The organism is Psychrobacter sp. FME13, from assembly GCF_014861395.1.
GTDB lineage: Bacteria > Pseudomonadota > Gammaproteobacteria > Pseudomonadales > Moraxellaceae > Psychrobacter.
The window spans coordinates 1-22518 of sequence record NZ_RRYV01000018.1 but is presented as its reverse complement, the minus strand read 5'-3'; the positions used below and the strand labels follow the sequence as shown (position 1 = coordinate 22518).

General features: G+C 41.5%; 17 protein-coding genes. 8 read left to right on the top strand and 9 right to left on the bottom strand.

What is annotated here, in order from left to right; translation table 11 throughout:
• The first annotated feature begins 368 nt into the window (after positions 1-368).
• From EI164_RS04115 to purF, 4 genes are all read left to right on the top strand, one after another.
• The gene (locus EI164_RS04115) at positions 369-797 is read left to right on the top strand and encodes a DUF4870 family protein (protein ID WP_192518727.1); all 429 of its coding nucleotides are present in this window, start codon (positions 369-371) and stop codon (positions 795-797) included.
• A 158-nt stretch (positions 798-955) separates the two neighbouring features.
• Complete coding sequence (locus tag EI164_RS04110) at positions 956-1990, top strand: quinone-dependent dihydroorotate dehydrogenase (protein WP_192518726.1); 1035 nt, start codon at positions 956-958, stop codon at positions 1988-1990.
• 120 nt (positions 1991-2110) lie between these two features.
• Entirely contained in the window at positions 2111-2608 is a 498-nt protein-coding gene (locus EI164_RS04105; RefSeq protein WP_192518725.1) for a CvpA family protein, read from the top strand.
• Between the two features lie 231 nt (positions 2609-2839).
• Entirely contained in the window at positions 2840-4375 is a 1536-nt protein-coding gene (gene purF, locus EI164_RS04100) for an amidophosphoribosyltransferase (RefSeq protein ID WP_192518724.1), read from the top strand.
• 201 nt (positions 4376-4576) lie between these two features.
• Here purF and EI164_RS04095 read toward each other — a convergent pair whose 3' ends face one another.
• From EI164_RS04095 to yajC, 6 genes are all read right to left on the bottom strand, one after another.
• Entirely contained in the window at positions 4577-4936 is a 360-nt protein-coding gene (locus EI164_RS04095; protein WP_192518723.1) for an AzlD domain-containing protein, read from the bottom strand.
• The gene (locus EI164_RS04090) at positions 4926-5588 is read right to left on the bottom strand and encodes an AzlC family ABC transporter permease (protein WP_192518745.1); all 663 of its coding nucleotides are present in this window, start codon (positions 5586-5588) and stop codon (positions 4926-4928) included. Before EI164_RS04090 ends, EI164_RS04095 begins: the two co-directional genes overlap by 11 nt.
• A 186-nt stretch (positions 5589-5774) precedes the next feature.
• On the bottom strand, positions 5775-7187 hold the full coding sequence (locus tag EI164_RS04085; RefSeq protein WP_192518722.1) for an MATE family efflux transporter: 1413 nt from the start codon (positions 7185-7187) through the stop codon (positions 5775-5777).
• A gap of 215 nt (positions 7188-7402) precedes the next feature.
• Positions 7403-8668 carry a protein translocase subunit SecF gene (gene secF, locus EI164_RS04080; RefSeq protein ID WP_192518721.1) on the bottom strand — a complete coding sequence of 422 codons (1266 nt, stop codon included), beginning with the start codon at positions 8666-8668 and terminating at the stop codon, positions 7403-7405.
• A gap of 9 nt (positions 8669-8677) precedes the next feature.
• Positions 8678-10555, bottom strand: a complete 1878-nt coding sequence (gene secD / locus EI164_RS04075) for a protein translocase subunit SecD (protein WP_192518720.1) — start codon at positions 10553-10555, stop codon at positions 8678-8680.
• Positions 10556-10924: 369 nt separating this feature from the next.
• On the bottom strand, positions 10925-11203 hold the full coding sequence (gene yajC, locus EI164_RS04070) for a preprotein translocase subunit YajC (RefSeq protein ID WP_192518719.1): 279 nt from the start codon (positions 11201-11203) through the stop codon (positions 10925-10927).
• Between the two features lie 497 nt (positions 11204-11700).
• Here yajC and EI164_RS04065 point away from each other — a divergent pair, with 497 nt between their 5' ends.
• The 3 genes from EI164_RS04065 to EI164_RS04055 all read left to right on the top strand — a co-directional run bounded on the left by EI164_RS04065 (position 11701) and on the right by EI164_RS04055 (position 16980).
• On the top strand, positions 11701-12867 hold the full coding sequence (locus tag EI164_RS04065; RefSeq protein WP_413038435.1) for a CNNM domain-containing protein: 1167 nt from the start codon (positions 11701-11703) through the stop codon (positions 12865-12867).
• A 491-nt stretch (positions 12868-13358) separates the two neighbouring features.
• Complete coding sequence (locus EI164_RS04060) at positions 13359-13814, top strand: nuclear transport factor 2 family protein (RefSeq protein ID WP_225739100.1); 456 nt, start codon at positions 13359-13361, stop codon at positions 13812-13814.
• Between the two features lie 364 nt (positions 13815-14178).
• Positions 14179-16980 (top strand): LysM peptidoglycan-binding domain-containing protein, encoded by a 2802-nt coding sequence (locus EI164_RS04055; RefSeq protein WP_192518717.1) that lies wholly within the window; start codon positions 14179-14181, stop codon positions 16978-16980.
• A 284-nt stretch (positions 16981-17264) separates the two neighbouring features.
• Here EI164_RS04055 and EI164_RS04050 read toward each other — a convergent pair whose 3' ends face one another.
• Complete coding sequence (locus tag EI164_RS04050) at positions 17265-18473, bottom strand: transglycosylase SLT domain-containing protein (RefSeq protein WP_192518716.1); 1209 nt, start codon at positions 18471-18473, stop codon at positions 17265-17267.
• A 1019-nt stretch (positions 18474-19492) separates the two neighbouring features.
• The gene (locus EI164_RS04045) at positions 19493-20317 is read right to left on the bottom strand and encodes a Nif3-like dinuclear metal center hexameric protein (RefSeq protein WP_192518715.1); all 825 of its coding nucleotides are present in this window, start codon (positions 20315-20317) and stop codon (positions 19493-19495) included.
• A gap of 256 nt (positions 20318-20573) precedes the next feature.
• Between EI164_RS04045 and EI164_RS04040 the strand changes: the two genes are divergently transcribed.
• A complete protein-coding gene (locus EI164_RS04040; RefSeq protein ID WP_192518714.1) occupies positions 20574-21893 on the top strand; it encodes a S1C family serine protease in 1320 nt (439 codons plus the stop codon).
• A gap of 116 nt (positions 21894-22009) precedes the next feature.
• On the opposite strand, the gene yfaE is transcribed toward EI164_RS04040, so the two are convergent.
• Complete coding sequence (gene yfaE / locus EI164_RS04035) at positions 22010-22276, bottom strand: class I ribonucleotide reductase maintenance protein YfaE (RefSeq protein ID WP_192518713.1); 267 nt, start codon at positions 22274-22276, stop codon at positions 22010-22012.
• Between the last annotated feature and the right edge of the window lie 242 nt (positions 22277-22518).

Below are 22518 nucleotides of genomic sequence, written 5' to 3'. Positions count from 1 at the left end.
AAATTGTTTAACCTAGAATGACTAGGTCTCAAAAATTTCACTGCATATTGTCTAAAAAATAGTCACTGCCAGTACCACATTTGAATGTTCAACAGACCCTAATCGTTGCTTAGGACTATCGCTCATACTTTAAAATATATATTGTATTGGATTTAAGTATATTCTATCGCTTGTTTGCTGTACCTGCTGGAGATAACCTTATTGAAAAACGGTCGGTTTGGCACAATTAAGTAATTATTAGCCACTGCCACATATAGGGTTTTACAATGAATGACTTTCCTAATCACAACAGGGATGAGCGGCTTCGTACACAGACGAATACTGCTGATAATGATAATTATGAACCTCTACCGCAAAGACATCATAATATGACGAGTAACAATGTGAATGATAATATGAGCGCTGATAAGCGCAGTTCTCTCACCACTTATAACCACATTACTTATTTTTTATATGTGGTCAGCTATTTTACAGCAGGGCTGCTTTGGGTTTTGCCAATTGTGATGAACTATGCCAAGCGTCATGACGCTGATGGCACTTGGTTGGCGACGCATTTTGATTGGCAGATTAAGACTTTTTGGTACAGTGTCGTTTGGTTTGTAATCGGTATAGTCATCATAACATTTGCCTTGGGTGGCTTTGGTGTCAGTATTTTAGCTGATAGTAGCCATACCGCTATTGGTTCATTGCTATTGGCTGGATTTGGTTTGCTGATTATGACATTTACTTTTATTTGGCATCTATATCGTATTGTTCGTGGCTGGATAGCATTGACTGATAGTCGTCCTGTGCCTTAATAACCCTTGTTTTGCCATTCATCTATAGATGCTACCGTTTCATGAAATTTTCCGCATGAAACTTTGCTCTTATTTCTGTTAAGCTGATATAATCGCAGCGCTCGATTTTATTCGCACTTTCCACTCACTATTTCTTTTTAGCAGGGTCTGTCATTACTATGTCTTATGCCTTACTTCGTCCTTTTTTGTTTAAGATGGATCCCGAACACGCCCACGAGATGACCTTGTCTTTACTGGATAAAGCTCATACAGCACGTGTTTTAGGTTTGGTGTATGGCCAGTCGATGCAGCCAACAGACTGCATGGGGTTGCAGTTTGCCAACCCAGTTGGTTTAGCTGCGGGACTGGACAAAAATGGCGACTATATTGATGCGTTGGCTGAGCTGGGTTTTGGTTTTATAGAAGTGGGTACGGTTACCCCAAGGCCTCAGATAGGTAACGATAAGCCAAGATTGTTTAGAATAAAACAGGCAGATGCCATTATTAACCGTATGGGTTTTAATAATCAAGGTGTCGATTACCTGATCGAAAATGTTAAACGTTGCAAGTATAAAGGTAATATCGGTATTAATATTGGTAAGAATGCTGATACGCCAGTAGAGCAGGCAGCTGATGACTACGTTTATTGCTTAGAGCGTGCCTATCCGCATGCCTCCTATATTACTGTTAACATCTCTTCGCCAAATACTAAAAATTTACGTGACTTACAGAGTGGCGAAGCATTGACTCAGCTTTTAGATACCATCAAAAATCGTCATAGCCAATTGGCGACTGAGTATGGTTTTTATGTACCATTGGTACTGAAAGTTGCTCCTGATTTAGAGCCGTTACAAGTAGACTATATCTCACAGCAGCTGATAGATTTTGAGATTGATGGTTTGATTGCGACAAATACGACTTTGGGTCGCGTTGGTGTAGAGGATTTACGCGATGGAGATCAAGCGGGTGGCCTATCTGGTCGTCCTGTGAGCCATATTAGTACGCAGATTTTACAACAGTTTTCTGATCAGTTAGATGGTAAAGTTGCGTTGATAGGTGTTGGTGGTATTGATAGTGGTGTCAAAGCGGTTAAGAAAATTGAAGCAGGTGCAGACTTGGTACAGCTTTATACAGGTCTAATTTATCGAGGACCTGGCTTGGTACAGTCTTGTATTCAGGCAATCGGCGGCTATTACGATGCTATGGAGAGCTAAGCGACTCGCTAAGGCATTATCGTTTGAATAACCAAAATTATTTGAATAACCAAAAAATTACCTTGTCATACGATTTAAGTAAACACTTGATAAAAATAAATAGGGTATGAGGCACAAAACATGAGTGGTCTAGATATTGTGATTGCTATTGTTGTCTTAGTTGGCTTATGGCGCGGCTTTCAGGCGGGATTGATTAAGACGGCGATAGGTTTAGTTGGTTGGTTGGTTGCGCTTATCGCTGCGACACGTTTGGCAGGCGTGTTTTCACCTCAGCTATCTGGTATTGTACAAAGCCCCGTTTTACAAATGGCCATGGCGTTTGTATTGGTAGTGATTGTTATATTAGCAATCATGCACTTAGTCGCGTTTGTATTTTCGGGCGTACTCAAAACGTTACGTCTAGAAATCATTGATAAGATGGCAGGTGGTGTTCTTGGTGCCGCCAAAAACGTATTGATGGTCTTAGTTGTTTTGAGTGTGAGTGCACCGTTATTGGTACAGATGCCGCAATGGCAAACCTCAATATTGGCGCCCGAACTAATGCCTTACGCACCGATGGGTAAGGCATTGGTTTCAGATGTGCTTGGTATGGCTTGGGATCAAGTTAATCAGTCATAAGATAGTTCTTGAAAAAATAATTTTTGGTCGCAGTTAAGCTCCATAAATCATTCACTATGATTTATGGATACTTGTTTTTTGACAGCCAAAAAGATAAGTAGTTGTTAAATATTTAGTAAATTTTATCAGGTCGGCGGCAAGTGATAGCGCACATTTTTGACAGTGTGTTGCTAAAAACCTTGCCACTATGTAGTACTAATACTAATGTATGGGTAAAAATAGGATATAACTATGTGTGGAGTCGTTGGGGTTGCAGCTCATGAGCCAGTCAATCAGATTCTTTATGATGGCTTAACGATGTTGCAGCATCGTGGACAAGATGCGGCAGGTATCGTAACTTTGCAGGATGGACGACTCTATCTACGTAAAGAAAATGGTATGGTTCGTGACGTTTTCTTGAATCACCATATGATAAAACTGGTCGGTAAGTTCGGTATTGGTCACGTGCGTTATCCAACGGCGGGTACTTCTAGCAGTGCTGAAGCTCAGCCATTTTATGTTAACTCACCTTATGGTATTACGCTTGCACATAATGGTAACTTGACCAATGCTGAAAGCTTGGCCAAATCTTTATACATCGAAGATCGCCGTCATCTGAATACTGACTCAGATTCTGAAGTATTGCTAAATGTCCTTGCTCATGAAATGCAAAATCTAGGCAAAACCAAAGCAACGCCTGCCGATATCTTTGAAGCTGTAACCGCAGTTTATGGTCGCGTTGAAGGTGCTTATGGTGTTGTTGCACTCATTACTGGTCATGGTTTACTTGCTTTTCGTGATCCAAACGGTATCCGCCCGCTCATTTTTGGTAAACGTATGGCACCAAATGGTGGCACCGAATATATGGTTGCTTCAGAGTCAGTGGCATTGACAGGTTCTGGGTTCAGCATCATTCGTGATGTCAAACCTGGCGAAGCTATCTTTATTGATTTGGATCATAAACTACATACTCATCAGTGTGTAGCGCCAAAAGAGTACACTCCTTGTATTTTTGAATATGTCTATTTTGCTCGTCCAGATTCAATCATGGATAATATTTCAGTTTATAAAGCTCGCTTGCGTATGGGTGAAAAGCTAGCAGATAAAATCATGACAGAGTGGGGTGACAATCACGATATTGATGTGGTAATTCCTATCCCAGATACCTCACGTACATCAGCGATGGAATTAGCACTCAAGATGAATGTTAAATACCGTGAAGGGTTTATGAAAAACCGCTATATCGGTCGTACGTTTATCATGCCAGGTCAGCAGCAACGCAAAAAGTCTGTCCGCCAAAAACTCAGTGCGGTACCGTTAGAATTTAGAGGTAAAAACGTACTGTTGGTTGATGACTCTATTGTTCGTGGTACGACCTGTCATGAAATTATCCAGATGGCTCGAGATGCTGGTGCTAATAAAGTATTTTTTGCTAGTGCTGCGCCGCCAGTTAAGTATCCAAACGTTTATGGTATTGATATGCCAGTCCGCAGTGAGCTGATTGCATCAGGCCATACTGTGGAAGAGGTGCGTGAAATAATTGGTGCTGATAGACTGATTTTCCAAGATTTAGATGATTTGATTGATGCGGTAAAAGACACCAAGCATAGTAGAGTTGAAGGTTTTGACTGTGCTGTATTTAATGGTTGTTATATCACCGGCCAGATCAATGAAGCCTATCTTGACCACCTACAAGAGCAACGAAACGATACAGCCAAGACAGGTAAAAGAAGAGTTCAAATAGTTGCTGATACTCCAGTCGATATGATGGGTGTCGAAGAGCAGTAAGTAATAATTGTTCTAAAAAATGGAAGTTAGAAAGCATTCTCAGAAAATAAAAGGCCAGATTCTTACTAGAATCTGGCCTTTTTTATCGTTAAATATAGCGATACTGGCTACATTTTGCGTAGTCTCTATCTGCGTAAGCGTTACACATGGTAGGCTTGTGATTTTGACACAGCCAATCATACCTTTTAGGTTTGATATAATTTAGCCCCATAAGATAGTAAATAACCACAGAAATCCATTAATGGCTGCGATACCGACAATCATACTGACTAATAATTGACGGCTAATATGATAAACAAATAATACCAATATTAGCGCACCAACTTGAGCCATTAGTAAATGTAGCTTTGCACTGTCTAATCCTGTAGTTGCAGATAGATCGTTATAAGATAAGCTGGTTAAAATGAGTAACACCATGACTGATAACGGCAAACTTTCATTCAATCGGTGTAGCCAAGGTGTGTCTAATATTTTTTTTGGTATCAATGTGGGAAGAGCGCGAGTCATGAAAGTAACAGCAGCCATAGCAAACGTTGCAATAATAAGATAGCTACTGCTCATCAATATCTCCTTCCATATTGCTTTTTTCTTTTATGTCTCGCTGTACCCAAAATCCACGCACTAAAATCAGCATCATACAAATACTGATGGCGACCAATAACAACCAATTACTGGTAAACAAAGACGCTACTACTAATGATATTACGGCAATACCTATTGGGAAGTAGCGTTTGATGCTTTGAAATTGTTCATAGGCCAAAATAGCAAACAAACAAACCAAAGCAAAATCCAAGTGAGGTACCAAGTCGCTGAGAGTGCTACCAATCATAACACCGATAGCACCTGCTAAAACCCACCAGCTTTGGTTAAAGAGACTGATTGGCAGTATTAAAGACGGACGTACGGCTTTAGGTAAGCTCGTCATCACTGAAAACGTCTCATCAGTTAGTGCAAATAAGCAATAGGTTTTGGCCAGTTTGTTTTTGGGCAGGTATTGTAATAATGGCATACCATAAAATACGTGGCGTAAATTGATCGCGGCGATATTGGTTGCGATATTGCCAATTGGTAATCCAGCACTTAGCATAGGCAAACATGCATATTGAGCTGCACCAGCATATAATACGATACTGAGCATAATCGTTGCCCATATAGGAATGCCAGCCACTTGAGCCAGTACTCCAAAAGCAATACCCGCAGGTAAGTAACCCATTGCGACAGGCAAGCTTTTTTTAAACCCTTCAACCCAGTCATAGTTGGTTTTATATGTGTTAAGCAATTCGTCTGAATGAGTTGTCACATCAGATCCTAAAAGTAATTTATAGAAAAGGTAGGTAATCTAATTTGTCTTTATAAGAGACAGCTATTTATAAGAGGTAGTCTTCAGTGAAAGACAAGCTTAACTCTCTGGTTGTAGTTTTTCATAGCTGCCACTTTGATGAGCACGGTATAAAAAAATCCCTAAAATGGCCAGTCTGAGGAGTAATAGAGCCCAAATGCTTAGCCAAATACCTGTAATATCCCACTGTTGATAAAGCAGCTCACTCAGTGGGAAGAAAATAGTTGCTAGTATCAATGCGGCATTACGAATGACATTGCCTGCTGTTAAACCAAAAAATATACCATCTAACCAATAAGCGCCAACGCCGACGAGAGGTAGCAATACAGCATAAATATGATACTCATAAGCCAATGTAAAGACAGAATCAATATTGGTCATAAACTGCAAGTAAAAGGGCATGACTAGCCACCATATCGCGCTCAACGTAAGGGCAAGACCATAGCTAACAATACCTGTGCGCTTGACGATAGTACGAAAACCCGTCCAATCACGTCGACCAGCTGCTTGGCCACTTAGTGTCTCGGCAGAGACAGCCACACCATCGAGAGCAAAGGCTGAAATACTCAATACTTGAAGTAAAATAGCATTGGCGGCTAGTATGACATCACCACTTTGTGCAGATAATCGAGTAATCCAAGCAAGGCTCAAAGTTAGGATTAAGGTGCGAATAAAAATATCTTTATTTAATGAAAATAGCCTAAGCATTTTATCTTTTGTGAAATACCGATAGTCTGTAACAAACATAGCCTGCCAAGATATTCGCAAATGCTGACGACTTAACGCTAGTGCCAATATTACACCACACCAAAAAGCAATAGTGGTGCCCAAAGCCACACCCGCCAAACCCATCTGCATCGTAAAAACAAAAAACAACGTCAGAACAATATTAAGTACGGCGATAAATCCTTGTTGGTAGAGCATATAGCGTGTTTTACCTTGACCAGCAAACCACCCTATAAAAGCAAAGTTCATCAACTCAGCGATAACGCCCCAAAACCTTACATCCAAATAAGAGTGTGCAGCACTGCCGCTGTCTGGGTTGGCTGACAAAGCCTGTAAGCCAAAATCAATCAACCAAGGTTTTGCCAACAGTAAAACAACCCCGATAATAAATGCCAGCAATAAAGCACGTTGTAAGATCGACAGTAGGGGGGATGGGCTTAAATTCGCTGTTATATTCCTATTAGAATTATCAGGAAGACTTGCCATCTGCCCTAAGGCTTGTGCTGATAGTCCAGATGAGGCGTACTGTAAAAAGTTAAAACTGACAAGCAATAAAGACAGTAATTGTATCGCCAAACCCATACCAGCAAGCTTTGCCGTATCATTCATATTGCCGACGATCGCGGTATCAATAACGCTCTGTAATGGCATGGCCAGATTGGCCAGTAATACAGGCAGTGCAATAGCAATAATATGCCTATAGCGGGTATCTATGGAGGACAAAGGGTTAGATGGCGTCATCGTCATTTTTGGCTCGTTTATACTAAAAGTACAAAATATTGAGGATAAGGTAATGTGTTTTTTAGAGCAAATACCACTACAAAGATAAAAGCACCTAGACTCACTATTGATGAGTCAGGTGCTTCTATTCAAACGTTATTACTATTATTTATAACGAATTTTACATTTGTTCTAACACTTTAGTCAGCTACTCGTATGATTGAATGATATGAAATCCTGTCTTATTCAAACATTTTTGGATCATCAAAAGTGACGATTTCTTCTTCAAACTCTGGTTTTACTTTTACGATAAAGTCATCACGCGATAGACCCATACGCAAAGGAATTGAACTTGCGATATAAGTGGATGAGTAAGTACCAGCAAGTAGACCAATGAAGAGTGCAACTGAGAACCAGTATAGACCATCACCGCCTAAGAACAGCATGGCTAATACGACTAACAAGACCGTTGAGATGGTCATAATCGTACGGCGCAAGGTTTCGGTCAATGACAAATCGATCGTCTGTTCTGGCGTAATGCCACGAACACGGCGGAAGTTTTCGCGGATACGATCATAGACCACAATCGTGTCGTTCAATGAGTAACCAATCAATGCCAAAATAGCAGCTAAAACAGTTAAGTCGAATGGAAAGCCAAACAAAGCAAATACACCGATGGTGACAATCGCATCATGAAATAGCGATAGCACTGCACCAAGTGATAGTTTGAATTGGAAACGTAGGGCAACATAGCCAAGCATACAGGCCAATGCTAATGCTAATGACATAACGGAGTTTAAATAGACTTCGTTACCCACTTGGCTACCAATAATATTAATATTGCTAATTTCAGCATTGTTATTAGGCAGTGCTAATGCGTTATCAAGGCTATCGTTGAGTCCATCCACACTGTCTGACTGAGGCGGTAAGCGTATTAGTAGCTCTTGAGATGTCCCTAGATACTGTACGACGGCATCATCAAAACCATTGTCAGCTAGGGCATTAACCACGTCAACCTGCTCAACAGATTGCTCATAACGCACATCTGCAGAGACACCACCAGTGAAATCAAGCCCTAAGTTCAACCCATTTACGGCGATAGCAATAATACTACCAATGACCATCAATAAAGACAGAAGCGCCATAGGTTTTTCTATCTTCATAAAAGGAATAATGCGTTGGTTGCCAATGGCTTTGATACCGCCTTCAGCTTGTGCGGCCGCATCATCTTCAGCATCATTGGTTTCTAAGTTAGAAACCGTGGCCTGAGTGTTAGCCAATGCTTGGCTGTCTTTATCAGTGCCTTTTTTACCACTGCGACGAGTTTTACTTTTACTCGATGCCGCTGTGGTAGGGTTATTGGTCTTTGTATTGCTTCCCTTGCCATCACGGCGTGGTTTTTTGCGGCGGCGCGTGTTTGTGCTATTTGCATCACTATTTGAGCCGCCTGAACCATTTCGATCTGGATTGTTCTGTTGTTCTAAAGGGTTATTCTTATCGATCGCCATAGTATTCTCCTAACCGATGCTCAAACGTTTGATAGATTTACGTTTACCGTAAGCAATTTGTACCAGCGCGCGTGTTACTAAAATGGCTGTAAACAGCGAGCTGACAATACCAATAGCTAGCGTAACCGCAAAGCCTTTAATCGGACCAGTACCAATCGCAAATAAGATAAATGCAACCAGTAAAGTGGTGATGTTGGCATCGAAAATACTACTAAAAGCACGGTCAAAACCTGCCACGATTGCTGACTTCGGTCGTACCCCGTTTGCAATCTCTTCACGTATTCGTTCGAAGATCAGTACGTTTGCATCAACTGCCATACCGATGGTCAAGACAATACCAGCAATGCCGGGTAGGGTAAGTGATGAGCCTAAAATAGACATAACAGAGATAATGATAATAACGTTCACTGCCAACGCTATATTAGCGATGACACCAAACAGACGATAGAAGACAATCATAAACGCAAAGACTAGCAAGTAGCCGACTTGCGTAGAAAATAAGCCTTTTTCAATATTGTCTTGACCCAGTGATGGGCCAATAGTGCGCTCTTCTACAAAGTACATAGGTGCAGCAAGCGCACCTGAACGTAGCAATAAAGCAAGCTCAGCGGCTTCAGCACTACTGTCTAATCCAGTAATACGGAAAGATGAGCCTAGGACTGCTTGAATGTTGGCACGGTTAATTATTTTAGTCTCAGCATAAGGCGTTCTGACTTCTGTAGTCTCGCCAGTCTCTGGGTCTTCTTCGTACGTAATTCTTTGCTTGTTTTCGATAAACAGTACCGCCATCTGTTTACCTACAGCGGTACGTGTAGCGTTCTGCATCAGCTTACCACCAGCACTATCTAAGGTGATGCTGACTTCAGGAGATCCACTTTCATCAATACCTGTTTGTGCATTGGTGACTTTGTCACCAGCGACAATCGCCTGACGTTCGAGTAATACAGGAGGGCCATCTAACGTTTCAAATGGGAATGCCTCAGTACCAGCTGGTGGAATACCGCCTGTATAGTTGTCAGCATCGTCAGCGACCATACGGAATTCAAGGTTTGCTGTACGTCCAAGAACACGTTTTGCTTCGGCAGTGTCCTGTACCCCTGGCAATTCTACGACGATGCGGTTAGCGCCTTGAGATTGTACCAAAGCTTCAGTAACGCCAAGCTCAGCAATACGGTTGCGTAGCGTCGTCAAGTTTTGATTGACCGCATAGCTGTTTATCTCGTCTAATGTCGCATCATTATACGCTAAGATTAATGTCGGACCTTGACTGTCAATAGAAGACTGCAAGCTAAACGTGGTGCCCATCGACCCTTGTAAAACGTTTTGTGCACGGTTGCGAGTATCTGTATCAGCGAAATGTATTACCACGCTTTGACCTTCGGTCTTAATGCCTTTGACCGCAACTTTTTCAGCACGCAGCTCGCGCCTCATGTCGCTACTCGCACCAGTTAAACGCTGTTCGAGCGCTTTGTCCATATCGACTTCTAGTACAAAACGTACACCGCCACGTAAATCGAGACCAAGTTTCATCGGTTTTGCACCGATATCACGTAGCCACTGAGGTGTTGTCTGTGCTAGGTTAAGTGCGACTACATAGTTCTCACCTAAGTTCTGACGCAGTACATCTCGGGCTTTTACTTGATCAACAGAGTTGTCAAGACGCACCAGCGCACTGTTGCCCTCAAACGTACCATCGTGGGTATTTAAACCCGCTTCTTCGAGCAAGGTTTGCGACTGTGTTAGTATCTCTTCAGACAGCTGTGTACCTGCTGCTGCACTAGTAATCTGCACAGCAGGTTCGTCAGGGTAGAGGTTAGGAGCAGCATATAGGCCGCAAACCATTAGTACGACGGCAATAATTAGGTATTTCCAAGCGGGATATTGCATAATCACTTCTTTAAGTTGATAAACGACTGGCAACGTAGGCCACAAGTTAGCAGATGGGAAGTTAGCGAACGCAATGATTTAATGCTGTATTTAGTAGCAAACATCATGTGCCATTGCGATCATCCGCGGTGATAGTAAAGCAAATAATACAGAAATGTTTTTATGTAATTATCGGAAGTATCCTTGATAAAAATGCATAAGAACAGCAAACCCAAAAGAGCAAATAAAGACTATTTATAAGTTTATAAAACTGCTTTGCCTCACTACTTTATAGCGAAAAATGACCGTAAATAATATACGGTCATTTTTTAGTCATTACATCACATTTATTGATGATATGACCATCAAACAATCATTAAGAAAAAACGATTAAACGCTTTCGATAGTGCCAGCAGGCAATACTGAAATAACAGATGCACGCTGTACTTTGATATCAGTATTGTTATTTAAGCTAACAACCGCATAATCACCTTCTAAGGCTTTGATACGACCCATTAAACCGCCCGCAAAAATAATTTCGCTGCCAACAGTCAACGCATTGACCATCGCACGATGCTCTTTAGTACGTTTAGATTGTGGACGAATCACCAAGAAGTAAAAAATGGCAAAAAATGCGATTGGTAATAAAAGTTGACCGAACTGTTCCATATCTCTCTCAATAAAATTATAGATAAAAATAAAATTAGACGCATAGTAACAAAAAATCCCAGACTTGGTAACTGTTAATCATAAGCTGAGTGTGTTTTTCTTAAGGTAGGTAGGACCTCGCTAGGTACTATTGCCATTTGTGGTTTAGGATGTGTTGAACCTAGTCTAGTCAATATGAGGTCATAGTAGCGTAATAAAAGGTATCAAAAAATAAAGACTTAAAAATAGTGACTTATTGTGAAAACTTAGCATCAATGCTACTATCAAATGGCAATATTTGGCTGCATTCAGCCCACTGTTTATTGGGATATAATAAATATTATTATTCCTTTTCCTCTTTTCTGTTTAGGTTACCCAATTTGTTCACCACTTTTATGTTTGCACCTCATTTATGTCGTCCACGCGCTTGTCGCAAAGACGAATCTGCAGAACCTCCTCCGACACGCTATTTAAGGCGTATTGGTCGTACTCAGTCAGTATTTGGATTATCGGTACTGATGGCCATACTCATGATGCTATTGCCATATCCTGCTTTTGCAGCTGAGGCATCAGCAGAGCCGACAGCCTTTAATATCTTACTATTGATATTTTTTGTGGTTATTGCTATTGGTATCTCATTTGTCTGTTCCTTAGCTGAATCTTCATTACTCAGTATGACACCGTCTTATATTGCTGACGTTCAAGAAAATAATCCTAAAAAAGCAAATATGCTAAGACAGTTAAAGGTTGATAATATCGACCAGTCATTGGCAGCTATTTTGACATTGAATACAGTGGCCCATACACTGGGTTCTATCGGTGCAGGTGCACAGGCGACGATCGTCTTTGGTAGTGCTTGGTTTGGTCTGTTTTCTGCCATTATGACATTGGCGATTTTATTTTTATCTGAGATTATTCCAAAAACGCTTGGTACGGTTTATTGGCGTCAGTTAAGCGGCATCGTTGCCTATTTCGTCCGTGGCATTATCTTATTGTTGTACCCACTTATTTGGATCTCAGAACGTTTGACAAAACTACTGGTACGCGGCAAAGAACCACAAGCGTTCAGTCGCCGTGAGTTTGCAGCTCTTGCCAGTATTGGTGAAGAATCAGGACAAATTGATCCTTTAGAGTCGCGAATTATCCGTAATTTACTAGCATTTGGTGCTATTAAAGTCGAAGATATCATGACACCACGTTCGGTGATGCTTGCATTTGAAGAAAATAAAACTGTCGCTGAGTTGTTGGTTGATCGTCCAAAGCTAACGTTTTCACGGTTACCTATTTATGATGGTGACTTGGATAATATCACTGGTTTTGTATTAAAAACAGATATGTTATTGGCGAAAGTGAATCATGCTGTAGATAAGCCATTGACCCAGTTTAAGCGTGATATTACTTTTGTATTTTCAAAAATGAAACTATTTGACTTATTAGAATTGATGCTCAAAAATCGTGTACATATTGCGATTACAGTCGGTGAGTATGGTGAAGTCAAAGGCTTGGTTACTTTAGAAGATGTGTTCGAGACATTACTGGGTTTAGAGATTGTGGATGAAATAGATCGCGTCGAAGACATGCAGGCATTGGCACGACAAATGATGGACAGACGAGTAGAGCGTTTGGGTATGAAGCTCAGTGATGATGAACAAGATGAAAACAATAGTTCAGACAGTAAGTTGTAGAATGGACTAGAGTGTGTTTCTATTTTAAAAATGCTGATAAAAATGAGAACATAGAATGAAGCTTAATTGTATCTAGCTGTTTGGATCTTATTTAGATGGGTTGTGGTTAATGTTAAGCTGCTCGCTAGTAAACATAGCCTATCGAGTATTCGCAATAATTACACAGGGTGTCACATAGCTGTGAGATTTGAATGATAGGCTCATCCTATGGTGTAACAACGCTGTCGCTACTACTGAAAAAATAGTAGGGATATATGCAGTAATGACAATGATTGTTGTAAAAAATGGTTGTTGTAAAAACAGTTACATGTATCTTATTAAAGGTAAGCGTGTGAGCAATAGAGCTCGCTTAGTTTGTTTTTTATATAAATATGCATGTGTTTAATGAAATGATAGAAACAGGTTAAGCATCGATATACGACAACAACGAAATAGTATCGCTAAGGATTATCATGAAACGATTATGGGGAAAGAGGCTTTTGGTGCTATTGATGAAAAGTACCAGTGTGGCCGCTGTAGTTGCTGTCGCAAGTTCTGTGAGCATCAGTGCGCAGGCGGCGACCATGACCGAAGCTTTGGTACAGAACTATGCATCAGCGATGAAGTCATCAGCGAACAGCCAAAACGTCACTCAGGTGTCTCGTCTCGTCTCTGATGATGCGCTGATTTCATTGTCTAGAAAGGGTAAGTCTACCAGCTTGGATAAAGATGCCTATTTGAAATTGTTACAAGACAGTTGGAATGACACTTCTAATTATCGCTATGACATCTCTGTAGATAATATTGTCATTACAGGTGATAAAGCCAAAGCAAATGTAACAACCAATGAGAGCTGGGTAAAGGATGGTCGAACAGTCTCTTTTGTCACCACATCAAGAGTGACATTAACGTTATCAACTGGTAACGCGGTACTGCTACGTGCGGTATCACAGATTACGATTAACTAGACTAGTCATTAGGCTGTGTTTTCAAAATGAGGACACACCCTAGCAGTTGAGCCCTGCTTTACGATTGTGTGAATGATTTAGCCATTGAAAATCAAGGCACTGAAAAAGCCACTGAAAATATATCGATATTCAATAAATATACTCAAAATGACCGTCATCATTTATTGATATTCAATGATGGCTGATAATGTGGACGTCTTAATGAGTGATTGGTCAGTTATTTTAGTTGAGAAATTTGGACACGACTAAACTCAACTTATGACTATTATCTTTTTATATTAGCTGGTCTTTACGCTATATTGCATACTATACTATCAAACAATTCTATCTCATCACTTCTTGTCGTTAGGAAACTTTCAATATCATGTCTACTGTACCATCAACCTCTCGTTCATTTATCGCGTTACCATTGACGCTTGCCGTATCAACGTTACTGATTAGTGCTTGTAGCAGTACGTCAACAGTAACAAATAATGGTACAACCAATAGCTCGTCTGTCATTACTAAACCTGCTACCAATCAATCTAGTGCGACGAGTGATGATTATTCGACCGAATTTTTGGATGCAGAAAGTTTGGATGAATTGGCTGACTTATTAGAAGCCACTGATATGACTATGGTAGAAGGTAATAAGCTTGCTATTCAACAATATGGTGATTTATGGAATCGCCTACGTGCTGGTTATCGCATGAATGGTGGTCAACCTATCTATAATCAGCGTATTGAAGGACAAAAGAGCTGGTTTACCAGTAGACAGGATTATCTTAATCGTTTGACGGCACGTGCCAGTCGCTATATTTATCATACCGTACGAGAGGCTGAGCGTCGCAATATTCCGACAGAGCTCGCTTTGTTACCCGTGATTGAGAGTTCGTATGATCCAAGTGGTACTAGTAGCGCCGCCGCCGCAGGTTTATGGCAGTTTATCCCAAGTACTGGTCGTATTTATGGCTTGAATCAAAGCAGTACCTACGATGGTCGCCGTGATGTGATTGAATCAACGCGTGCAGCTTATGATTTCTTGACTGCATTACACAATCAGTTCGGCAGTTGGGAGTTGGCATTAGCTGCTTATAATGCAGGTCCTGGCCGCGTACAAAAGGCTATTGAGGCGAATGAAGCTCAAGGATTACCGACCGATTACTGGTCGCTCAGACTACCTACTGAAACGATGAACTATGTACCACGCTTCTTGGCCGTTGCTGAGATCGTTGCCGATCCTGAACAGTATGGTGTTTATCTACCCGCTATTGCCAACCGTCAGCATTTCCGTAGTGTGCCGGTTAATTATGGCGTTAGCTTGTCTGAAGTAGCGCAATTGACAGGTGTGAGTTATGATGAGTTAGAAAGATTAAATACAGCGCTAACATCTGGAAGAGTGGACACTTCAGGCCCGCAGCGCATTATCATCCCTAATGATGTGAGTCTGAATGTTGATGCGAAATTAAGTGAATTGAGAGGTAATGGCACAGGTAATGTGCTTGCAGCAGCAACGCCAAGCACGACAGAAACCACACCAAGTTATAATAACAAGCCATATTCTGTTTCTTCATTACCATCTACTGGTAATGAATTGGCTGATTATGCTGCAAGTGCCAGCGTACCTCAGCAGACAACGAGTTATATCTCACCATCGACCAGCAGTTCTTCATATGGCAATAGCTCAGCGTCGTCTGAGCCTCCATTGACGACTGAAGAGACCAATAAAATCAATGCTGAGCTCAAAAGTAGTAATAGCCTACCAACCACTTCGGCACAGATCACACCAAACAATACTATTGTACAAGAGCCACCACTAAGCAAAGCAGAGCGTGACTTTATTGCCAATCAAATTCGTAGTAACTCATCTGAAACTGATGTGATTAATGCAGATGGCAATATCAATCTATCCGCTGTACAAACACAGCAGTCTGTTCTAGAAGCTCGTGGTGAAGAGAAGAAGCTAAGTTTTGCCCAGACGCCAGTTAGTAAACCAAAACCAGAAGGCACACGTACAACCTATACAGTCAAGAGTGGTGACACGTTATCTAATATTGCTAGCCGTGCTGGTGTGAGCTGGCGAGATATCGCAGAATGGAACCAAATAGATGCCAATGCCAATCTATTATCGGGTAGTACTTTGTATTTATACAATGCTAAAACCATTGAGCCGCTGAGCAGTGCGAGTAGTAATGTCAAGGAATCAGTAGCGACGACACCTGCTGAGCCTTCTACTAAAACCACTCAATCAAGTACAGCCACTAAAAACTATACAGTAAAATCGGGTGATGGTTTGATTGCCCTTGCGCGTCAGTTCAATATACCAACCACTACGTTAGCCAGTCTTAATGGTATCAGTACGACAGATACTCTGTATGTTGGTCAGACACTTAAAGTACCTGAGAGCGTTGACTTTAAAGCTACGACAAACACTACCAGTAGCTCTAATAACCAAAGCAGCGCAAGTTCAGTCGCGACGACTAACTATAAAGTGAAATCGGGCGAGACTTTGATTGGTATTGCTAATAGTCTTGGTATTACTGCAACAGAGCTTGCTGCGGTGAATAGTAGCTTTGATGCCAACGCTCGGTTGCAGCGTGGTCAAACTATTAAAGTACCAGCTTCCAAAGAGCTTGTAGATCGTCAGCTGAATGATAAGTCAGTCAGCTATAAAGTCAAATCTGGTGATACCTTAACGGGTGTGGCCAAACGTTATAATATTGGTTTGAGTGATTTGGCATCAGCGAACAACCTACAAACCAACTCTAACCTGATACTTGGTCGTACGATTACCATTCCTGCCAGTGGTAGTGTGACTGCTAGTAAAAGCAGTGCTACTAGTAGCAGCAATAATAATACCACGAGTAGTAATGGTCAGAAGCTGAGTAATACCGAAAATTATACCGTCAAATCGGGTGATGGTTTGATTGCCTTAGCACGTAAATTTGGGGTCTCAGTAGCAGACCTAGCAGCAACCAATGGCTTGGCAACTAATGCACAGCTGCAACGTGGGCAAACATTGAAAGTGCCAAAAATGACGGTTAGCTATACGGTTAAGTCAGGAGACAGTTTGATTGGCTTAGCACGTAAATATGATGTATCCACCAAAGAGTTGGCCGATATGAATGATATTGCTGCAGATACTATGCTACAGCGTGGTCAGCGTCTGACAGTGCCGAATCGTTGAGAATAGATTTGCGATGATAGTAATGATCAATCTTGTGAGAACTGCAAAAAAAATCTGCTCTTTATAAGAGCAGATTTTTTATTTTTAAGCCTACCAAGTGTCTTAATATAGTCAAAGAAACATAAAACCGATACGATTGTATTATGGTGCTACTGGTATAAATTTTACTTGCTTGCTGTATTCATAGAGGCTGCGAAAAACTTATCCCAGCAGCACTGTAGCGATTTAAAAGTACTTTGACTATATACGAATTAATGACAGGTTCTCACTCAAATTTATTATGATTAGACCGTTTGAGTTTTAATAGTCTCTAGATAACTTCTGATGTTACTCACATAATGCATCGCTTGACCATAGCGGCTATTAGACGCTCTGTTTTCGGCCAGATATGCATAAACGTTAGCCCAACTTTTATCATCAATTTCTTCGGCTCTTAGCTTGCGCTGAATGCTTTTGATGGCATTGGGGCCCATGTTATAACCTGCTAGTGCAAACCAAATCCGGTCAGATTTTGGTACATCAGAAAACTCATCTTTCATCTGCTCTAAATAACGCGCACCGCCACCGATACTTTGATAAGGATCAACGCGATCCGACACGCCCATTGCTTTGGCAGTGTTATTGGTCAGCATCATTAGACCACGTACACCTGTTGGTGAGACAGCATTGGCATCAAGGTGTGACTCTTGATAGCCCATGGCAACCAATAATTCCCAATCATGATTGTAGTTACGTGCTTGTTCTTCAAAAGAAGACTGGTAGTCGGGCAGCTTTTCTGTCAGGGTTTTTTTGAAATGATCCTGACTATAGGCATCTTTTAGCAAGTTTTGGTTATAAAAAGCTGCCAGCTTTTGTGTGTTTTGTAGTTTAACGCTATCACACAAGAAGTAACTGGCTTTTTCTGACAATGGGTCGGTTGATGAGTTGAATGTCCAACTGACCTTTGGATGCAAGCCATTCTTAGTCAGGCTAGCATCGTAGCCACAACTGACATTGACAGAAGATAAATTATATTTGCTCTTTAGCTGAGTACTGGCTGTTGTTAATGCCATATCCGCAGCTCCTGATCGTAAGGCTTTTAGTGCCGCTTCCTCACTAGCATAGGCCTTTAGATTGACATTTACACCTAGCTCATCGGCATAGCTACGCACCAAATCAAAGCCAAAACCATGTTGAAAGCCATCAGTGGCAAAGTAGGTACTGTCGCCTGGTACAGCAGCGACTGTTAATGTGCGCTCCAACATGACATGGTCATAGGCTGGTACAGGTGCACGCATTATCGTTAAACTCTCAGCAGGTAGTGAGAGAAGGGCGATACTAGAGACTTGTGCCAACTTTTTGGTTCTGGCCAAGCGGGTAGATATGGTAGGGGTAACGGATGAAACGATGTTACTTTCAGTGTTCAGCAGGCGTTTAGATGGACGCAGTAAATAAGAAATACGGCGTTTGGCCCCTTGCGCAGATACTTTTACACGATAAGTAATACGCTGCATGGATGTCTCCTAATTTTAGCCGTCCTACTTACCCAAAAACATGAAGCAAATGCTTGCTAATAGAGGCGCAAGCACCGAAATCATATTTAGACAATGTCATACTTTTTAATTATATAAGTACGATATTGCTTGTTTAATGCTACTGTCGAACTTTAGATACGTTATTTGCATCATTGTCATTGCTTTTGAACCAGTCCGTTATCTGTTTGCGTCAATTTCTAAAAATATAAACGCATATAAAACACCGCAAAGGACGTAAATCGTATGATTCCTTCATGGGTGTTTAGATAAGGCTAACAGCAAAACAGTAGGGTATTAAACATATAGCCAAAGCAGCTCCAAACTGCCTCAACTATAGGTCATGAAATAAGCTATTGAAACAAAGCATAGAAGTGAATCAGGAATCTATACGTCTGATTTCTCTACGCCAATATAGGTAGACCATCTACTCTTAAAATAATAAGTGGCAGAGTGAACGGTATCTATATTTTTTGTTCAGCAACAAGGGTCAGCGAATTAACCTAATCGATAGTCAATAGAATACCTATTAACACAGACCATCAATCAGATATCACTAAGCTCTTGTTGCGACACTAAAATAAAGAGACATTATGCAACTAAAATACAATGTTCAATAGACCCTAGACATTGTGAAAACATAATGTACTCTTTGGTCAGTCATTCACTGCTTCGTTGACCGTAATAAGTAGCGAAGTTGTAAAGACTTACCTCATTTAAGCGCCATAACCGGAAGCTATAGTAAATGGGACGCCTCATGACAAGACGCTCTTTGCTCGGGTAGTAATATGAAGATATTTTCTAGATTATTCAAGTGTGGTTAAGGAAATAGCGAGAAAACTTAACAATCAAACGACAGATAATCAAAATACGGCTCTTTTTTGGTGCATTTATTAGCATAAAAATACCGATAAGTCGTTGATTGTAAGAATAATAATCATTATTGTTTTTGGTCTTAACTTAAAAAGCTTAATGTCAAGCAAGCTGTCATGACTGCGATGTTATGCAGGGTTATCAATATCAATAAAGGTCACAGGCACATCAAATTCTTGAGATATGATATGTCCCAATGCTTGAATACCACCACGTTCTGTCGCGTGATGACCACAGGCAAAATAATCAATCCCAAGCTCACGTGCGATATGTGTGGTGCGCTCTGATATCTCACCAGAGATAAAGGCATCGCAGCCCATCAATGCCGCTTGTTCAATCATGTCTTGGGCGCCACCAGTACAGATACCTATCCGTTCTATTAACCTATTACTGGTCTTAGTAGAAGAGTCTGCATGATAATCAGCTGCGATATGTAACGGCGAGCGACCCAATGCTTGAGTGATTTTTGCAATGAGATCGCCAGTGCTTTGGGGCGTGCAAGTAGTAATATTGCCAACTGGATGTGACTCATTGGGATAAAGCGCACCAGTGACAGTCAGCTGCAACGCTTCAGACAACTTGGCATTGTTGCCGATGATAGGGTGTGCGTCAAGCGGTAGGTGATAACCAATCATAGAAATGCCATGTTGCATCAATTTTCGAATGCGTCGACCTTTCATACCAGTGATCGTAGCAGGTTCACCTTTCCAAAAATACCCATGATGTACCATAATAGCATCGGCATTCTCTGCAATGGCCGCATCAATCAAGGCTTCACAGGCAGTCACACCAGTGACGATACGCTTAATAGACTGTCCACCATCTACTTGCAAGCCATTAGGCGCATAATCTTTGAATGCATGGGCTGATAAGTAATCATTGCAAAACTGTGTCAGTGCTTCTGCTGTAATGGACGTATTGGATGTTGGTGTTGAAGTGTCGATAGCTGTCATAGTGAGCCCTTATCATTGTTGCAGTTGTTTGAACAATTGCAACTCATCAATAGTTTTGTATAATGACCATTTTAACATGGTGGTGTAAAAGAGTAGACAAACTGACTAACTGAAATGGTACACGATACGTTACTATTTGGTATTGTTGGCGGTTATAATTTGTGTGTATGAGCTGGCTTGATTGACTAGGCTCTCAGGGCAATGGTCTCTCTTTATCTATTATCGTCTGTTTGCATAAAATTTATAGAGGTTTTATATGTCGTCATCCCGAAGCACCAAAAATAAAGCATCTCTATTAAGGTGGTTACCTTGGGTTTTATTGTTGCTGGTTTTAGCAGCATTTATCTGGTTGTTCACGAGTATGAAAACAACGTCAGAGGCGACGTGGGAGCCACCGAGAAGTACACCAACTGAACAACAAGCATCAGAACCCGTTTCGGATACGCCAGCTCCGATTTCTTCTTATCATGATGCAGTGGCCCGTGCATCACAGTCGGTGGTCAATATCTATACCACGCAAACGGTAGCCGAGCATCCTTATATGAATGATCCAGTGTTGCGCCGTTTTTTTGAGTTCCATAGTGGTCCTTCACAAGAGCAAGGCAATACCAATTTGGGCTCAGGTGTGATTGTATCAGAAGATGGCTATATCGTGACTAATGCCCATGTCATCGAAAAAGCAGATGAGATTACCGTTGCTTTCACCGATGGTCGTAAAAGTCGCGCTAGAATCGTTGGAACCGATCCAGACAGTGATTTGGCGGTTATTAAAGTTGATCTAGATGGGCTGACACCGTTAGGATTCCGCGAAGACCCCATTCGTGTCGGTGATTTGGCACTTGCTATTGGTAATCCATTCGGTGTGGGGCAGACGGTGACCCAAGGTATTATCTCAGCGACTGGTCGTACTGGACTAGGGGTGAATAAGTTTGAAGACTTTATTCAGACTGATGCTGCTATCAACCCCGGTAATTCGGGCGGAGCATTGGTTGATGCTCATGGTGAGCTAGTCGGTATCAATACCGTAATTTTCTCACAGTCTGGTGGCTCTCTAGGTATCGGTTTTGCCATTCCTACCTCTATCGTAGAGCAGGTCATGAATGCCTTAATTAAAGATGGCAAGGTGAGTCGAGGTTGGTTGGGTATTGAGGTGCAGTCGCAGCTTCGTGATCCGACTCAGTTAGAGACATCAACAGGTGTAGAAGTCCTGAATGTCATCGCTCAAGGTCCAGCGGCCAAAAGTGGTCTTAAAGTTGGTGATGTGATTTTGACCATTGATGGAATTGAGATGACTGATGCCAATACGCTCATTCAATATGTGGCTCGAAAGTCGCCTGATACGGCACTTAATGTTCAGGTACTGCGTGATGGTAGTAACAAACAGGTCACGATTAAGCTAGAGCAACGTCCAGAACAAGAGACGCTTGAGCTACCTGTGGTGGCAGAAGGTGAGAGTCTGGGACAACCTTATTTACAACAGGAACAGCCAAACGCACCAATGATGTCAGAAGCAGAGCGTGACCGTATGCGTGAAGAGCTGCTGAAGTTGTTTGAAAACAACGGTGCTCCTCAATAGCAGCATGTTTTTAGAATAGACAAGGTATAGAGTAATACTCAAAAAAGCGCGCTATCGTTTGAGATAGCGCGCTTTTTTGGTTGTAGATAGATAAGGTTGTGAATATCAAACACGCCCTACTTTACGATTGGCTCATGGTTAATATGAATCACCCCTTGCACGCGGCAACAGCAGGGCAGGATTTCGTCTTCGTCAATCATGGCGAGTGGCTCAAACGGATAATCAATGCTGTGTGAGCTGGCAATGCATTTAACGCGGCAACTGCCACAATAGCCTTCGCGGCATTGATAATTGACATCATGCCCAGTACGCAATAGCCCATCGAGCAGACTTTCATTATCATGCAAATAGAACTTTTGCTTACTGGTCATTACCCACGTCATAATTTATCCTATTGGCGTTAATACGAACCTACTCAAAGCGTAGGTTAGCATTCACGCGCTACAGTACTGTTAAAACGTTAAAATAAAGCGTCTAGCGCTTATAGCTCAAAGTCATCAAAATCGCTGTCTGACAAGTCGGAGTCAATCTGACGACTAAGTATGAGCTGATTTCTGTCTCTTGCGGCGCGGTAACCCTCCCAAACTTAAGACACCTAATAAATAGAATTAAGCTGCCTGATTGA

Coding starts and splice junctions, on each gene's coding strand:
- EI164_RS04065 (WP_413038435.1), top strand. CDS start 11,701: ATGGCCATACTCATGATGCTATTGCCATATCCTGCTTTTGCAGCTGAG.
- yajC (WP_192518719.1), bottom strand. CDS start 11,203: ATGGAACAGTTCGGTCAACTTTTATTACCAATCGCATTTTTTGCCATT.
- EI164_RS04085 (WP_192518722.1), bottom strand. CDS start 7,187: ATGACGATGACGCCATCTAACCCTTTGTCCTCCATAGATACCCGCTAT.
- EI164_RS04045 (WP_192518715.1), bottom strand. CDS start 20,317: ATGACAGCTATCGACACTTCAACACCAACATCCAATACGTCCATTACA.
- EI164_RS04040 (WP_192518714.1), top strand. CDS start 20,574: ATGTCGTCATCCCGAAGCACCAAAAATAAAGCATCTCTATTAAGGTGG.
- secD (WP_192518720.1), bottom strand. CDS start 10,555: ATGCAATATCCCGCTTGGAAATACCTAATTATTGCCGTCGTACTAATG.
- yfaE (WP_192518713.1), bottom strand. CDS start 22,276: ATGACGTGGGTAATGACCAGTAAGCAAAAGTTCTATTTGCATGATAAT.
- secF (WP_192518721.1), bottom strand. CDS start 8,668: ATGGCGATCGATAAGAATAACCCTTTAGAACAACAGAACAATCCAGAT.
- EI164_RS04115 (WP_192518727.1), top strand. CDS start 369: ATGACGAGTAACAATGTGAATGATAATATGAGCGCTGATAAGCGCAGT.
- EI164_RS04090 (WP_192518745.1), bottom strand. CDS start 5,588: ATGGGTTACTTACCTGCGGGTATTGCTTTTGGAGTACTGGCTCAAGTG.
- EI164_RS04095 (WP_192518723.1), bottom strand. CDS start 4,936: ATGAGCAGTAGCTATCTTATTATTGCAACGTTTGCTATGGCTGCTGTT.
- EI164_RS04105 (WP_192518725.1), top strand. CDS start 2,111: ATGAGTGGTCTAGATATTGTGATTGCTATTGTTGTCTTAGTTGGCTTA.
- EI164_RS04060 (WP_225739100.1), top strand. CDS start 13,359: ATGAAAAGTACCAGTGTGGCCGCTGTAGTTGCTGTCGCAAGTTCTGTG.
- EI164_RS04110 (WP_192518726.1), top strand. CDS start 956: ATGTCTTATGCCTTACTTCGTCCTTTTTTGTTTAAGATGGATCCCGAA.
- EI164_RS04050 (WP_192518716.1), bottom strand. CDS start 18,473: ATGCAGCGTATTACTTATCGTGTAAAAGTATCTGCGCAAGGGGCCAAA.
- purF (WP_192518724.1), top strand. CDS start 2,840: ATGTGTGGAGTCGTTGGGGTTGCAGCTCATGAGCCAGTCAATCAGATT.
- EI164_RS04055 (WP_192518717.1), top strand. CDS start 14,179: ATGTCTACTGTACCATCAACCTCTCGTTCATTTATCGCGTTACCATTG.